General features: G+C 45.9%; 11 protein-coding genes. 10 read left to right on the top strand and 1 reads right to left on the bottom strand.

Going from position 1 to position 15,861, the window contains the following annotated elements; translation table 11 throughout:
• Window positions 1–396 precede the first annotated feature (396 nt).
• Complete coding sequence (gene ileS, locus H509_RS0110180) at window positions 397–3,489, top strand: isoleucine--tRNA ligase (RefSeq protein WP_028544990.1); 3,093 nt, start codon at window positions 397–399, stop codon at window positions 3,487–3,489.
• Between the two features lie 280 nt (window positions 3,490–3,769).
• On the top strand, window positions 3,770–4,114 hold the full coding sequence (locus H509_RS0110185) for a DUF5665 domain-containing protein (RefSeq protein ID WP_051287106.1): 345 nt from the start codon (window positions 3,770–3,772) through the stop codon (window positions 4,112–4,114).
• Here H509_RS0110185 and H509_RS0110190 read toward each other — a convergent pair.
• A complete protein-coding gene (locus H509_RS0110190) occupies window positions 4,111–4,866 on the bottom strand; it encodes a TraR/DksA C4-type zinc finger protein (protein WP_028544992.1) in 756 nt (251 codons plus the stop codon). The genes H509_RS0110185 and H509_RS0110190 overlap by 4 nt on opposite strands.
• Window positions 4,867–5,044: 178 nt before the next feature.
• On the opposite strand from H509_RS0110190, the gene lspA reads away from it, so the two are divergent.
• The 8 genes from lspA to carB all read left to right on the top strand — a co-directional run bounded on the left by lspA (window position 5,045) and on the right by carB (window position 15,760).
• Window positions 5,045–5,554 (top strand): signal peptidase II, encoded by a 510-nt coding sequence (gene lspA / locus H509_RS0110195; RefSeq protein ID WP_028544993.1) that lies wholly within the window; start codon window positions 5,045–5,047, stop codon window positions 5,552–5,554.
• Window positions 5,551–6,513 carry an RluA family pseudouridine synthase gene (locus H509_RS0110200; protein WP_028544994.1) on the top strand — a complete coding sequence of 321 codons (963 nt, stop codon included), beginning with the start codon at window positions 5,551–5,553 and terminating at the stop codon, window positions 6,511–6,513. Before lspA ends, H509_RS0110200 begins: the two co-directional genes overlap by 4 nt.
• A gap of 241 nt (window positions 6,514–6,754) precedes the next feature.
• A complete protein-coding gene (locus tag H509_RS0110205) occupies window positions 6,755–8,008 on the top strand; it encodes an LL-diaminopimelate aminotransferase (RefSeq protein ID WP_028544995.1) in 1,254 nt (417 codons plus the stop codon).
• Window positions 8,009–8,510: 502 nt separating this feature from the next.
• Window positions 8,511–9,047 (top strand): bifunctional pyr operon transcriptional regulator/uracil phosphoribosyltransferase PyrR, encoded by a 537-nt coding sequence (pyrR, locus tag H509_RS0110210; RefSeq protein ID WP_036697187.1) that lies wholly within the window; start codon window positions 8,511–8,513, stop codon window positions 9,045–9,047.
• Between the two features lie 5 nt (window positions 9,048–9,052).
• Window positions 9,053–9,964, top strand: coding sequence for an aspartate carbamoyltransferase catalytic subunit (locus H509_RS0110215; protein WP_028544997.1), 912 nt, complete (start codon window positions 9,053–9,055; stop codon window positions 9,962–9,964).
• A gap of 69 nt (window positions 9,965–10,033) precedes the next feature.
• The gene (locus H509_RS0110220) at window positions 10,034–11,314 is read left to right on the top strand and encodes a dihydroorotase (protein WP_028544998.1); all 1,281 of its coding nucleotides are present in this window, start codon (window positions 10,034–10,036) and stop codon (window positions 11,312–11,314) included.
• A gap of 86 nt (window positions 11,315–11,400) precedes the next feature.
• Entirely contained in the window at window positions 11,401–12,531 is a 1,131-nt protein-coding gene (locus H509_RS0110225) for a carbamoyl phosphate synthase small subunit (RefSeq protein WP_028544999.1), read from the top strand.
• Window position 12,532: 1 nt separating this feature from the next.
• Window positions 12,533–15,760, top strand: a complete 3,228-nt coding sequence (gene carB, locus H509_RS0110230; RefSeq protein ID WP_028545000.1) for a carbamoyl-phosphate synthase large subunit — start codon at window positions 12,533–12,535, stop codon at window positions 15,758–15,760.
• The last annotated feature ends 101 nt before the right edge of the window (window positions 15,761–15,861 follow it).

Here is a 15,861-nt window from a genome sequence, read left to right on the forward strand (position 1 = left end):
GCGAAACGCGTTATAAATAGTTATAATTTACGTGTGGCAGCATATGCTGCCTAGTTGTATATCGTAATTTCATGGACGGGAACGCACCTTAACGTACATCGTTCGACCAGAGAGTCGGATAAGCTGAGAACCGATGAACATGACGTAGAGGACATCATCCCCGAGATATTATGCTGAGAGCAGGCTTTATGTCTGGACCGTAAGTATAATCGGCTTCCGACCGTTATCCGGACTATTGAGTGCCGTTGATTGAATGAACAGCAGTCGCTCTTGTACCTGTATAAGTGTGACGTGTTCGTAATGATGATTGACGGAACAAGGGTGGTAACGCGAGCTAACCTCGTCCCTTTTAGGGGCGGGTTTTTTTTATTTTCTAAGACTGAAAGGAAGATCGCTGTGAGAAAAGTAGATGTCAAGGAACGTGCACGAGACCGTGAGCTGCGAGTGTTACAAAAATGGAATGGTGAAGGTACTTTTAAAAAATCGATCGACTCCCGGGAAGGCAAGCCGAACTTTGTATTTTACGAAGGACCGCCGACTGCAAATGGCGAGCCTCATATCGGGCATGTACTCGGTCGGGTGCTCAAAGATTTTATTTGCCGTTACAAAACGATGTCAGGTTATCGTGTTGTACGTAAAGCTGGATGGGATACGCATGGACTTCCCGTAGAACTCGGTGTAGAGAAACAGCTCGGCATCTCGGGTAAGCAAGAAATTGAGAATTATGGTGTCGAGGCTTTTATTAAGAAATGTAAAGACAGCGTCTTTGTATACGAGCACAAATGGCGTGAGCTGACAGAAGCGATCGGCTACTGGACTAATTTGGACGATCCATATATTACACTCGATAACAAATATATCGAGAGTGTGTGGCATATTTTATCCACGATTCATCAAAAAGGTCTCTTGTACAAAGGCCATCGTGTCAGCCCATATTGCCCTTGCTGTCAGACGACGCTCAGCTCGCACGAAGTGGCGCAAGGATACGAGACGGTGAAGGATCTGTCTGCAACAGCCAAGTTTAAGTTGACTGACAGTGGTGAATATGTACTTGCATGGACGACGACACCTTGGACGCTGCCGGCACACGTAGCGTTAGCGATGAATCCAGCTATGGATTATGTTCGAGTTCAGCAAGGGGACGAAGTATATATCGTAGCAAGTAATCTTGTAAAAGAAGTTATGAAAGAGAATTACGAAGTGCTGTCTACGCATAAAGGAGCAGAGTATATCGGTAAATCTTACGAGGCTCCGTTCACTTATGTGAAGCCAGAGAAGGGGCATTATATCGTTGGCGCTGACTTTGTGACAGACGCGAGTGGTACGGGAATCGTGCATATGGCGCCTGCGCATGGTGAAGATGACTATAAGTCATGCCGCGACAACGGACTTAGCTTCGTGAGTGTTGTAGATACACATGGACGTTACACAGACGAAATTACTGATTTGGCAGGACGCTTCGTGAAAGATTGTGATATAGATATCGTGAAGATGCTGTCTGAGCGTGGAACGTTATTCAGTAAGGAGAAATATGAGCACAGTTATCCATTTTGCTGGCGCTGCAAATCCCCGTTGTTATATTATGCAACTGAATCTTGGTTCATTAAGACGACAGCGGTTAAAGAACAGTTAATAGAAAATAATAGCAAGGTCAACTGGTATCCTGGTCATATCCGCGAAGGCCGATTCGGTAACTTCCTTGAGGATTTGGTGGACTGGAACATTAGCCGTAATCGTTATTGGGGTACGCCGCTTAACGTGTGGGTATGTAACTCCTGTCACGGAGAATATGCACCAAACAGTCATGCTGATTTGCGTGAGCGTGCAACTACACCGGTAACCGAGGATTTGGAATTGCATAAGCCTTATGTAGATGCTGTACACCTGAATTGCCCGCACTGTGAGGGTGGTGTAATGGAGCGGACATCAGAAGTAATCGACGTATGGTTTGATAGTGGTTCGATGCCATTTGCGCAGCACCACTATCCGTTTGATGATCCGCAAAAGTTCGAGGAGCAATTCCCGGCGGACATGATCTGTGAAGGAATCGATCAGACTCGCGGCTGGTTCTTTAGCTTGCTGGCGGTCGCTACGCTCTTTAAAGGAGTAGCTCCATATAAAGCGGTTATGGCGACGGGACATATTTTGGATGAGAATGGTCAGAAGATGTCCAAATCCAAAGGAAATGTTATTGATCCTTGGGAAATTATTAATGAATACGGCTCAGACGCATTCCGTTGGGCACTGCTCTCTGATAGCGCACCTTGGAACTCAAAGCGATTCTCCAAACAGATCGTAGCCGAAGCCAAGTCCAAAGTAATAGATACACTTGTGAATACGCACGCTTTTTATGCGCTGTATGCAACGATTGACAATTATGACGCAAGCGCATATCCATTGAAGCCATCCAACAATAAGTTGGACCGTTGGATATTGTCGCGTTTGCATACTTTAATGACGACGGTCAGCAAAGGACTGGAAGCTAATGACTTCTTAAATCCGGCCAAAGCGATTGAATTGTATGTAGATGAGCTTAGTAACTGGTATATTCGTCGTTCACGTGACCGTTTCTGGGGTAGTGAAATGACAGATGATAAGCTGTCTGCTTACCAGACGTTGCAGCAAGTGTTGTTGTCACTGTCCAAGCTAATTGCGCCATACGCACCGATGTTGGCTGAAGATATGTATGGCAATTTGGGTGGTGACCGTGAGAGCGTGCATTTGGCCGATTATCCGCAAGCTGATGCAGCGATGATTGACGCTGAGCTGGAGCGAGATATGGAGACGGCTCGTCAAATCGTTGAGTTGGCGCGTAATGTTCGTAACGAGACGAGTATTAAGACACGTCAGCCGCTTTCTGAATTAATCGTGTCGATGGATCGTGAATTTGATCTGGGCGGTTACGAGGAAGTGATCAAGGACGAAATTAACGTAAAGCATATTCGTATTGAGAATAGCGATAATGGCTTTGTAGACTTTAGCCTGAAGCTTAACTTGAAAGTAGCAGGCAAAAAATACGGCAAAAATGTGGGGCCGTTACAAAATGAGCTCCGCGCTATGAATGCGCAAGCAGCGCGCAAAATCGTCGAAGCAGGCTCATGGTCCTTTACAAGCTCTGATGGTGAAGAACTGGTCGTTACGGGAGAAGAGCTTTTGATCGAGAAGATTGCGAAGGCAGGGTTTGCATCTGCTTCCGGCTACAAGATGACGGTGGCGTTAAATACGGATATAACACCTGAGCTTGAGCAGGAAGGCTGGGTGCGCGAGGTCGTTCGTGCTATTCAGGATACACGCAAGAAGCACGATCTACCAATTGAGAAGCGTGTGGACATCGTCCTGAATGTGGATGCGGAACTGCAAGCGGCCATTCAAGCATTTGAAGCTACGCTGCGGGATAACGTTCTTGTATCCGCATTGTCGTTTGGTGAAGAGGCAGACATGGAAACGATAGAATTAGGCTCCAAAACGATCGGGCTAGTCATTCGATAGGCAGATCAAAGTAGTGCAGGAGTGATTCAGGAATGTATCATCGTGTACGCATATATGTAAGGATGTTCCCATGTTAAGCATATAACCGATCTCTTCTGGTCACACTAAAGTGTGAACGTGGGACAGAACAACTTCAAGGCATATGAAGAGAGCGTCGACCGAAGCGGCACACAGTCGCAGGCGGTCACGCTCTTTTTCACAACATACCATCGTTGACCCGAACAGGGGGCTTTCCTTTATGAAAAAGAAGAAGCAACAAAGTGAAGAAGAATTATCAGCTATGCTAACCAAGCAAATATCGGAATGCATCCAAAATAAAAATAAATCAGACCGTGAAATATTGGAGCAGGTACATCTTCTAACACAGAAGCTTGCGCTGCAAATGGAAAAGTCCCGCATGTACGAGTATACGGAGCTTTTATTAAAGCCACGCAAGTTAATCTGGGTCAACCTAATGGCTGGGGCAGCCAAAGGTGTAGGCATCGCTGTTGGCTTGACTGTAATAACAGCGATGCTGCTGTATGTGTTCCAATGGTTAGGTGCGCTTAACTTGCCGATTATTGGTGATTATATTGCAGATATTGTACGAATTGTACAGCGTCAACTGGATACGAAAATGTATTAATATGAACGCCAGTCTTCATCCAACTCTGTGAGGCTGCGTTCCTCTTCAAGTAAAGGCACGCCTTCACCGGCTGCAATATAACGTTCATATTGACGGTTTCTTACAACAGTAACATGTCTGCCCGTCATATCGGTAGCAACAAAACTTTCAAAAGCTTCGACGCAGCCATCCAGCTCTTCTGACGCTTCAATGTATAGTTGGTCATAACTATCAACGTCAGTTTGCTCATGCATAGCAGGTGTATCGGATGTGCCCCACGCTTCGACGATTTGCCAGGCATCCTCACCATCAAAGCCGTTCTGATCATCATGTTCATCGAGACTTGTACGTCCGAATGGCGGGGTGAGAAATTGTTCTTCTACGGGGCGTCTATTGGAAATAAACGTCTCTGGGCAATGATCGATGCAATACATCGTAGAAGGAACAGCGTCTAAACGATCGTATGGAATAGATTGACCGCATACTACACATGTTCCATAAGTACCTTGGTCGATATGTTTTAAAGAGGTATCGATCCGTTCAAGCTCTATTTCATGGTGCTCATTTAACGCAATATCTTTTTCGCGTTCATACAACTCAGTGGCTAGATCGGCGGGATGATTGTCAATGCCAGATAATTCACCTGTTTGTTCGCGCAAAGATTCGGCTAGTCCATAATGATCGGATTGATGAAGACGTTGTTCATAATCTTGCTTCATTTGCTGCAAGCGGAGCTTGAGTGATTGCAACTGTTCAGCGTTGATATGGGACATGTGGTGTTCTCCTTCCTAGTGCTTCCTTGCTTATAGGGTGTGCGAAATTTGGTTTTTCCGACATGGTAAATGAATCAGCGACTGGCTGCTATTGGACGTTATTTTTGTTCATATGTTACAATGAGCGAGTTAAGGCAAAATGGACAACTGTATTTTATAAATGAGGTGACTAAAGTCTGTGTGGTATTATGTGCTCGCATTAATTGTGTTTCTCCTTGACCAGGGCACCAAGTGGTTAATAGCAACACGCCTGACGATAGGGGAAAGAATTCCAGTTATCGGCGACTTTTTCCTGATTACTTCGCATCGTAACACAGGTGCAGCTTTCAGCATTTTGGAGAACCAACGTTGGTTTCTGCTATCGATTACTGTAGTAGTTGTAGCAGGTATTATATGGTACTTGCAAAAAATTAAACGTGGGCATGGTCTGTTGCTGCCTACAGGAATCGGTCTTATTTTAGGTGGTGCCATCGGAAACTTTTTGGATCGTGCACTTACAGGCGAAGTCGTAGATTTTCTAATGTTTAACTTTGGAAGTTATACGTTCCCGATATTTAATGTAGCTGACATGGGCATATGCATTGGGGTTGGACTTGTGCTTCTGGATACGATTTTGTCCGTGCGCCGTGAGAATCAAATGAAAGAGCAGGAAAGCAAGCAGGAAGGAACGGTTGAGGAAACATCATGAACAACGAAGAACAGCCCATTGTAAGCGCGATTGAGACTGAACTGGACACTTTGAATTGGACGGTTACAGCTGAGTACGCCAAGGAACGAATTGATAAATACATTACAGAATCTATTGAACATGACGTGTCCCGTTCACAGGTGCAGTTGTGGATCAAAGAGGGTCACGTGTTAGTGAACGGGAAACAGGTAAAAGCAAACTACAAATGTATGCTGGATGATGTTATTGAACTGCATATGCCAGAACCCGAAACAGTTGATCTACTTGCGGAGGATATTCCGCTTGACGTGTATTACGAGGATGCTGATGTAATTGTCATCAACAAACCTCGTGGGCTTGTCGTTCATCCTGCACCTGGGCATAGCTCCGGAACAGTTGTGAACGCCTTGATGTATCATTGTAAAGATTTATCTGGCATTAACGGTGAGCTCCGCCCTGGTATTGTGCATCGCATCGATAAAGATACATCCGGCCTGCTTATGGCTGCGAAAAATGACCGTGCACATGCTTCATTAGCTGCACAGTTGAAGGCGCACACGGTAATTCGTAAGTATATTGCTTTAGTTCACGGAAATGTGCCGCACGATCAAGGTACTGTTGATGCACCGATCGGGCGTGATGAACACGATCGTAAAATGTATACAGTAACGGATCGAAATAGCAAGCATGCCGTTACTCATTTTAAAGTGTTGGAGCGATTTGGTGATTCTACACTTGTGGAACTTAAGTTGGAGACGGGCAGAACACATCAGATTCGGGTACATATGAAATTTATTGGTCATCCGCTGGTGGGAGATCCTATGTACAGTCGCGGTACACGTGGACTGACGATGGAAGGACAAGCACTGCACGCGGAGACACTTGGATTTGTGCATCCAACAACGGGAGAATTGCTGGAATTTAAAGCGCCGATTCCAGCGGATATGGATGAATTACTCATGAGAATTCGAAATCGATAATACGTTATACCTAGGCAGCGATAGCGTATGGGATGTATGCAAGCAAGTACAAATGTTTGCATACATCATCCATACCCATCGCTGTCTTTGCTATTTTATACTTGATAAAAGTAATGACTTCACTTGTCGTGTATCCTAAACGATAGTCTATGCAAGACTAAAGTTTAGATGTCGAACAGGGATAGCATTGCCCAAGGACAACGGAATTCGTAAAGAAAGTCGAAGAAGGAGAGATTGTCGAATGACGATTGAACAATATCAGGAAACGTACATTCAACAGGTGTTCGCGAATCGTATTGGTGGAGCGAATTACGGTAAAGATACAAATATTTATAAATTTGAAAAAATTAAACGGGCAAAGGCAGCAGCCAAGCTAGCCCATCCAGAGATTGAATTAATTGATATGGGTGTGGGTGAACCTGATGAGATGGCAGACCCAGCAATTGTAGCCAAGCTGGCAGAAGAAGCTGGTAAACCTGAAAATCGTGGTTACGCAGATAACGGGATCCGTGAGTTCCAAGCGGCTGCTGCTAACTACTTACGCGACGTATTTGGGGTAGAAGGGATAAACGGAGAGACAGATGTGCTCCATTCTATCGGCACGAAGCCAGCTCTTGCCATGCTGCCATCCTGCTTTATTAATCCAGGGGACGTCACCATTATGACGGTTCCGGGTTATCCAGTGCTAGGTACGCATACCAAGTATTTGGGCGGCGAGGTATTCACAGTTCAATTAACGAAGGAGAATAACTTCCTCCCGAATTTGGACGGCATTCCAGCTGACATCTGCAAGCGTGCGAAGCTGTTATATCTGAACTATCCTAACAACCCGACGGGCGCCGCAGCTACTGTGGAGTTTTTTGAGAAAGTTGTTGCATGGGCCAAAAAGCATGAAGTGATCGTTGTACACGATGCTCCTTATTCAGCGCTTACGTATGACGGTGTTAAGCCGCTCAGTTTCCTTAGTGTACCAGGTGCAAAAGATGTGGGTGTTGAATTGCACTCTTTGTCGAAGTCGTATAATATGACTGGCTGGCGGATTGGATTTATTGCAGGTAATCCGTTAATCGTTAAGGCTTTTGGTGATGTAAAAGACAATAGTGATTCGGGTCAGTTTATAGCTATTCAAAAAGCGGCGGTTTATGGTTTGGAGCATCCGGAAATAACAGAAGCGATCGCAGAGAAATATTCTCGCCGTCACAATTTGCTGGTGGCAGCGTTAAATGAGATTGGATTCCATGCCGAAAAACCAAAAGGTTCATTTTTCCTTTATATAGAAGCTCCAAAGAGTGTAGTGGGTGGACCGGAGTTTGCAACGGGGGAACAATTTTCCCAGTATTTAATTCGCGAGAAACTTATTTCAACGGTACCTTGGGATGACGCAGGTCGGTTTATTCGTTTCTCTGTTACTTTCCAAGCTAACGGCGTTGAAGAAGAAAAGCGTGTCATTGCTGAGTTGAAGCGGCGATTGACAGACGTGCAATTTGTATTTTAAGTCGTAAGTAGTATGACTTTTATCACGGCACGATAACAGACATTCATCACATGGCCTTGACAATGTGCGGGTACAGTGGCATAATCCTATTAAACGCATATTGAACCTTTAATTCAGTCCCGAGAGACTGGCAAGGTCACGCTCGTCATGCGAATGAGCTAACGGGTAGGTCAAGGAATGACTATGTGCACGAGATGCCATAATTTCCTATACACATCTACCTGAGTTGGATATAGATTACAGTGAGAACGGAAAGCATGCCTATTCTTTGAGGTGTGCAGCATCGACTGAATCTGTATGCAACGATTATCAATTAGCCATTCATTGTTATTTAGCATACGAACACCTTGCCTTAGGGCAAGGTGTTTTTTTGTATCCAAATACAGCTGGAGAATGAACCCGAAGCACTGTAAAGGTAAAGGAACGAGTGACGCATAGAGGTTCAAATACGTGTGAAGCTAAGACATAGAAGAAGTCGAAGGGAGGGCTCGAATTGAGCACGATGGAATACAACATCATTATGGATGAAGCTGCAATTCGCAGAGCGTTAACTCGGATTGCTCATGAAATTCTTGAGCGCAACAAAGGTATTGAAGATTGCGTGCTCGTCGGGATTCGCACCAGAGGCATTTATTTGGCTGAACGGATTGCAGAGCGGATTCAGGTAATCGAAAATATGAGCATTCCCGTCGGCGAGCTGGATATAACAAGGTATCGCGACGACCGTAAGGTTAACGAGATCGACACAAGTTCGACACCTGGTGAAGGCTTTCCGATACATGGCCAAAAAATTATTTTGTGCGACGACGTGTTGTATACAGGCAGAACGATACGCGCTGCTATGGACGCCATTATGGATCACGGCCGACCGGAAATGATTCAACTTGCTGTACTGGCCGATCGAGGGCATCGCGAGCTGCCGATTCGACCAGACTATGTAGGAAAGAATGTACCTACTTCTAAATCAGAAGAAATACAAGTAGCGTTAAAAGAAATTGATGGCATCGACGAGGTTAAAATCGCGCACAACAGGGGGTAAGGTCGATGGTAGCAGTACACATGGAACGTTCCTTAAAGGATCGCAGTTTGTTAGGACTAAAAGATATGGACCGAAGTGAAATAGAGTCCATTTTGGATCGCGCGGCCTATTGGGAAGCTCAAACTGTAAAAGTAAGCGATAAGCTTCAACATAAATTTATAGCTAACATGTTTTTCGAGAATAGCACACGAACGCGATGCTCCTTTGAAGTCGCGCAAAAGCGGCTAGGGGCCGAAGTAATCAACTTCACGGCAGCAGCATCAAGCGTAGAGAAGGGTGAATCTGTCTATGATACAGTTCGCACCTTAGAATCGATGGGAATGGACGCAGGTGTTATTCGCCTGAAGCCAGCAGGAGTGCTCGAGCAATTGGCGGCACAAGTCAAAATGCCTTTAATTAACGCTGGAGACGGCAACAATGAGCATCCAACGCAAGCTCTACTTGATATGTACACCATGAAAAAACAATTCGGTGAGCTAAAAGGATTAAGAGTAGCAGTTGTGGGGGATGTAGTGCATAGCCGAGTGGCTAGATCCAATCTTTGGGCGCTGCGCAAATTTGGGGCTGAGGTTCATTTTTGTGCACCAGCCAATATGAGAGCAGATGAATTGGATGTTAACTACATCACGATGGATGAAGCGCTCAAGTCAGATGTGGTTATGATGCTGCGCGTACAGCTCGAGCGTCATGAACACAACATGTTCTCGACACCAGAAGAGTATCGTTCCGCTTATGGTATGACAATTGAGCGAGCAAGCCAACTGCAAGAGCATGCAATTATAATGCATCCTGCCCCAGTTAATCGTAACGTTGAGATTGATGATGCGGTAGTTGAATGCAAGCAGGCACGGATTTTTGACCAAATGAGCAACGGTGTACCTATTCGGATGGCTGTTGTTGAACGTGCATTGAGCTAATGTAAAGATAACTCAGACATAAGGTTAGGTTAACGATAAGGCAGAACAGGCTGAGAGGAGAACGATTTGATGTATATACTAACAAATGCCAGCATTCTGAACGAGCAAGGTGACCTGGTACGCGCACATATCTGGGTTGAAGAGGGTGTTATTCGCCGCGTAACAACTACAGAGGAAATCATTCCGGGGGAAATCGAGACGGTTGACGTGGATGGAAAGTTTGTCACGGCTGGGTTTATCGATATGCACGTACATCTGCGCGAGCCAGGCTTTGAACATAAAGAAACGATTGCGACAGGTACTCGATCGGCGGCAAGAGGTGGATATACAACAATTGCATGTATGCCTAATACACGACCTATTATAGATACACCAGAAACCGTAAAGTATGTGCTGGATAAAGCAGCGCATGAAGGAATCGTTAAAGTACTCCCTTACGGTGCGATTACGAAAAATGAGCTAGGACGAGAACTGACGGACTTTGAAGCTTTAAAAGAAGCGGGCGTCGTCGGATTTACGGATGACGGTGTAGGCGTGCAGACAGCCCAGATGATGAAGGATGCAATGGCTCGCGCCAAAAAGCTTGACATGCCGGTAATCGCACACTGCGAGGATGAATCTCTCGTTAAAGGTGCTGCGGTTACGGATGGTGAATTTGCCCGCAAGCATGGATTGAAGGGGATTCCGAATGAATCCGAGGCCATTCATGTTGGGCGCGACGTACTGCTTGCTGAAGCTACGGGTGTACATTATCATGTGTGCCACGTCAGTACAGAACAATCCATTCGCTTGATTCGTCAAGCAAAGCAAGTCGGTGTGCGTGTAACAGCGGAAGTATGCCCGCACCATCTGCTTCTCTCAGATGAAGATATCCCTTCTATGGATGCAAACTGGAAGATGAATCCGCCGCTCCGATCGCCGCGTGATGTACAAGCGTGTATCGAGGCAATCCAAGATGGTACGATTGACATTTTGGTTACGGATCATGCTCCACATAGCGAAGAAGAGAAGGCAAAGGGCATGGAGCTAGCACCGTTTGGGATTGTCGGTTTGGAGACAGCGTTCCCGCTCATGTACACCAAGTTTGTGGCGACAGGTGCTTGGCCGCTACAGTTGCTCATCAAAAGAATGACGTCTGATCCGGCACGAGTGTTCAGCTTAAACACGGGCAAATTGGAAGAGGGAGCACCAGCCGATCTTGCAGTCATCGATCTCGATACAGAGCGCGAGGTTGATCCTGCCCAGTTCCTTAGCAAGGGACGTAACACACCATTTTCAGGCTGGAAATTAAAAGGTTGGACCGTGATGACCATTGTTGATGGTCAAATCGTCTGGGCGGATAACAAGTAAACGAAAGTATTAGGAAACAGATATAGATAGAAATTGATGCGGCTTATACGAGTCACATAGGCCAGAGAGAGCGAGGAGAGACGTATATGCAAGCAAAATTGTTGTTGGAAGATGGCACTCTGTTCACAGGTACGGCATTCGGGGCAGATCGTGAAACAGTAGGAGAAGTCGTATTTAACACAGGTATTACTGGTTACCAGGAAGTATTGTCCGATCCGTCATATTGTGGCCAAATCGTAACGATGACCTATCCTTTGATCGGCAACTACGGTATTACGCGTGACGATTTCGAAGCGATTCGACCTTATGTGCATGGGTTCGTCGTTCGTCGCCACGAAGAGATTCCTAGCAACTGGCGCGCTGAATATTCAGTAGATCGCTTGCTGAAAGAATACGGAATTCCTGGTATTAGCGGTATAGATACACGGATGCTTACTCGTAAATTGCGCCACTTTGGCACGATGAAAGGGATACTGGCGACTGGCAGCAAGTCGGTGGAAGAACTGCAAGAGATGCTTGGCGCAACGCCAATTGTTAGAGACCAAGTTGCACGTACATCTACTAAACAACTTTTCTCTAGTCCTGGTAATGGTGAACGTATTGTACTCGTAGACTTTGGCGCAAAGAGCGGCATTTTGCGCGAATTAACGCAGCGTGGCTGTGACGTGGTGGTGGTGCCGCATCACACAACAGCAGATGAGATTCGTCGCCTTCGTCCTGACGGCATTCAGCTTTCTAATGGCCCTGGGGATCCGAAAGATGTTCCGCATGCGGTGAAAATGCTCCAGGAGTTAATTGGCGAAATTCCGATCTTCGGTATTTGCCTCGGGCATCAATTGTTTGCACTGGCGTGCGGTGCTGACACTGGACGTTTGAAGTTCGGCCATCGCGGCGGCAATCATCCCGTCAAGGAGCTTGCAACGGGTCGTTGTTATATCACTTCCCAGAATCATGGTTATACAGTTGTTGAGGACTCCATCGCAGGAACAGAGCTTGAAGTTACACATATCAACAACAATGACAAAACGATCGAAGGTCTGAAGCATAAAAAGTATCCAGCTTTTACGGTTCAATATCACCCAGAAGCAGCACCTGGACCGCATGATAGCAGTTACTTATTCGACCAATTCATCGAGATGATCCACGAACACAAACGTAATTTGCCTAAAGTTCCGCGTCAGGCGGAATTGGCAGCTCAGCTGAAAGGGGAACAATAACATGCCTAAAAATACAGAACTCAAAAAAATTCTCGTTATCGGTTCCGGTCCAATCGTCATTGGGCAAGCTGCGGAATTTGACTACGCAGGAACTCAAGCATGTCAAGCTCTGAAAGAAGAGGGCTTGGAAGTTGTCCTTATTAACAGCAATCCTGCCACCATTATGACAGATACGAACATGGCAGATAAAGTATATATCGAACCTATTACGCTGGAATATGTAACTCAAATTATTCGTCAAGAACGTCCTGATGGATTGCTTCCGACACTAGGTGGGCAAACCGGGCTTAACATGGCGGTAGAGCTTGCTCGTGCAGGTGTGTTGGAGCAAGAAAATGTTCGTTTGCTCGGTACGCAGCTTGAAGCAATTGAACGTGCTGAGGACCGTGATCTTTTCCGTGAGCTCATGCGTGAATTGGAACAGCCTGTGCCAGAAAGTGTTATCGTGACTTCGGTTCAAGAAGCGGTTGATTTCGCAAATGAGATCGGTTACCCCATTATCGTTCGCCCAGCTTATACGCTTGGCGGCACGGGCGGCGGCATTTGTGATGATGAGGTGCAACTACGTGATATCGTAGCATCTGGTATTCGCTATAGCCCGATCGGTCAATGCTTGATCGAGAAGAGCATCGCGGGTATGAAAGAAGTCGAGTATGAGGTTATGCGTGATGCGAACGATAACTGCATCGTGGTATGTAATATGGAGAACTTTGATCCGGTAGGTGTTCATACTGGCGACAGTATTGTTGTCGCGCCAAGCCAGACGTTGTCTGATCGTGAATACCAGATGCTGCGCTCCGCGTCGCTCAAAATAATTCGCGCCTTAAATATAGAGGGTGGATGTAACGTACAGTTTGCTCTCGATCCATTTAGTTACCAGTACTATGTTATCGAGGTGAATCCTCGTGTAAGTCGATCTTCAGCGCTGGCATCAAAAGCAACGGGCTACCCGATTGCCAAAATGGCTGCTAAGATTGCGGTCGGATATACGCTGGACGAGATCGTTAACCCAGTGACAGGTCAAACATACGCTTGCTTTGAACCGACACTGGACTACATCGTATCGAAAATTCCACGCTGGCCGTTTGACAAGTTTACGCAAGCAAACCGCAAGCTAGGTACACAGATGAAAGCGACCGGCGAAGTGATGGCGATCGGTCGTACATTTGAGGAGTCGATGCATAAAGCGATTCGCTCTCTTGAGATTGGTGTTCACCGTTTGTACCTAAAAGGGACGGATGAGCTTGATAAAGAAACACTTGATGCACGTCTGAAAGCGCCAGACGATGAGCGGATGTTCTTGATTGCGGAAGCCTATCGCAGAGGGTATACCTTGCAAGAGATTCAAAGCCTAACTAACATTGACTGGTGGTTCTTGGATAAGCTGGAGCGAATGATTCGCTTCGAGGATCGTATTTGTGCAGAAGAAACGCTATCAAATGAAACATTATATGAAGCAAAACGAATGGGCTTTACAGACCGTGCCATCGCAGAAATTCGCAGTCAGGCGTTCCCTGGGGGCTACTTGACTAAGGAAGCAGAAGTACGGAAGCTGCGCAAAGATCAAGGCTTGGTTCCTGTATATAAAATGGTTGATACTTGTGCGGCTGAGTTTGAAGCAACGACGCCATATTATTACTCTACCTACGAAACGGAGAATGAGGTTACTCCTTCTAAGAAAGAAAAAGTAATCGTATTAGGCTCTGGTCCAATCCGTATCGGTCAAGGTATAGAATTTGATTACTCGACAGTACATGCGGTATGGGCAATTCAAAGCGCAGGCTATGAAGCGGTAATTATTAATAATAACCCTGAAACGGTATCAACAGACTTTAATACGTCAGATCGTCTCTACTTCGAGCCTTTGTTCTTCGAAGATGTGATGAACGTAATCGAGCAAGAGAAGCCGATTGGTGTGATCGTACAGTTTGGTGGTCAGACAGCGATCAACTTGGCGGAACCACTGTCCAAGGAAGGTGTTCGTATTCTGGGAACAAGCCTTGAGAGCATTGATGAAGCAGAAGATCGGAAACGTTTTGAAGCGCTGCTGTCCCGTCTCAACATTGCACAGCCTAAAGGAAGCACCGTCACATCAGTAGATGAAGCGGTTGGTACAGCACAAGGACTAGGTTACCCAGTGCTTGTCCGTCCTTCCTATGTACTAGGTGGTCGTGCTATGGAAATTGTATACTCTGATAACGAGCTTTTAAGCTACATGGAGCATGCTGTCAAAATCAATCCAGATCATCCGGTGTTGATTGACCGTTATATGCTTGGCAAAGAAGTTGAAGTTGATGCGATCTGTGATGGAGATACTGTGCTGATTCCGGGCATTATGGAGCATGTTGAGCGTGCAGGTGTTCACTCGGGTGACTCGATTGCGGTATATCCACCGCAGCATCTTAAACCGGAATTACAACAAAAGGTCGTGGAAATTACGATCCGTATCGCTAAAGAATTAAAAACAATAGGTCTTGTAAACATCCAGTTTGTTATCTATAAAGATGAGGTGTATGTCATCGAGGTGAACCCGCGTTCATCCCGAACAGTACCTTTCCTAAGTAAAGTAACGAACATCCCGATGGCAAATATTGCAACGAAGCTCATTCTCGGCAGCAAGCTAAATGATCTCGGCTATCAAGAAGGATTGTGGCCTGAAGATGAGTATGTATCTGTCAAAGTTCCGGTGTTCTCCTTTGCGAAGCTGCGTCGTGTCGAGCCGACACTTGGACCAGAGATGAAATCGACGGGCGAGGTAATGGGACGTGACGTGCAGTATGCCAAGGCTTTGTACAAAGGGCTTGTAGGTTCAGGTATGAAAATTCCAACAACAGGCTCGATCATCTGTACGGTAGCTGACAAAGATAAGGAAGAAGCTATCGAATTGATGCGCGGATTCGTTAATCTAGGCTACAAAATTATTGCAACCGGAGGCACAGCTGTAGCACTTGAAGAGGCAGGCTTAAATGTTACACATGTGAAAAAGTTGACAGAAGGTTCTCCTAACATATTGGACTTGATTCGTAACGGTGAAGCTCACTTCGTAGTAAATACGCTGACTAAAGGCAAGACGCCTGAACGTGATGGTTTCCGGATTCGCCGTGAGGCAGTGGAAAATGGCATCGTTTGTATGACTTCACTGGACACGGTAGGTGCCCTGCTTGGCATGTTGGAGCAAATCAATTTCTCTTCACGCCCTATGCCAACGATTCAATCGCAAAATAGATAAATGTTTAAAGCTGCGAGGAGGCCAATCAGGCCTCCTCGGACTATGAGCGGGGTCTTGTATTCGGAATTATAGAATCGTGTGGAAGGGGTTGTTATTTTGAT

This window comes from Paenibacillus taiwanensis DSM 18679 (assembly GCF_000425125.1).
In the GTDB taxonomy this organism is placed as follows: Bacteria; Bacillota; Bacilli; order Paenibacillales; family Paenibacillaceae; genus Paenibacillus_B; species Paenibacillus_B taiwanensis.

Excerpts from the sequence above, each read along its gene's own strand:
- H509_RS0110185 (WP_051287106.1), top strand. The coding sequence starts at position 3,770 with ATGCTAACCAAGCAAATATCGGAATGCATCCAAAATAAAAATAAATCA.
- H509_RS0110190 (WP_028544992.1), bottom strand. The coding sequence starts at position 4,866 with ATGTCCCATATCAACGCTGAACAGTTGCAATCACTCAAGCTCCGCTTG.
- H509_RS0110200 (WP_028544994.1), top strand. The coding sequence starts at position 5,551 with ATGAACAACGAAGAACAGCCCATTGTAAGCGCGATTGAGACTGAACTG.
- H509_RS0110205 (WP_028544995.1), top strand. The coding sequence starts at position 6,755 with ATGACGATTGAACAATATCAGGAAACGTACATTCAACAGGTGTTCGCG.
- pyrR (WP_036697187.1), top strand. The coding sequence starts at position 8,511 with ATGGAATACAACATCATTATGGATGAAGCTGCAATTCGCAGAGCGTTA.
- H509_RS0110215 (WP_028544997.1), top strand. The coding sequence starts at position 9,053 with ATGGTAGCAGTACACATGGAACGTTCCTTAAAGGATCGCAGTTTGTTA.
- H509_RS0110220 (WP_028544998.1), top strand. The coding sequence starts at position 10,034 with ATGTATATACTAACAAATGCCAGCATTCTGAACGAGCAAGGTGACCTG.
- H509_RS0110225 (WP_028544999.1), top strand. The coding sequence starts at position 11,401 with ATGCAAGCAAAATTGTTGTTGGAAGATGGCACTCTGTTCACAGGTACG.
- carB (WP_028545000.1), top strand. The coding sequence starts at position 12,533 with ATGCCTAAAAATACAGAACTCAAAAAAATTCTCGTTATCGGTTCCGGT.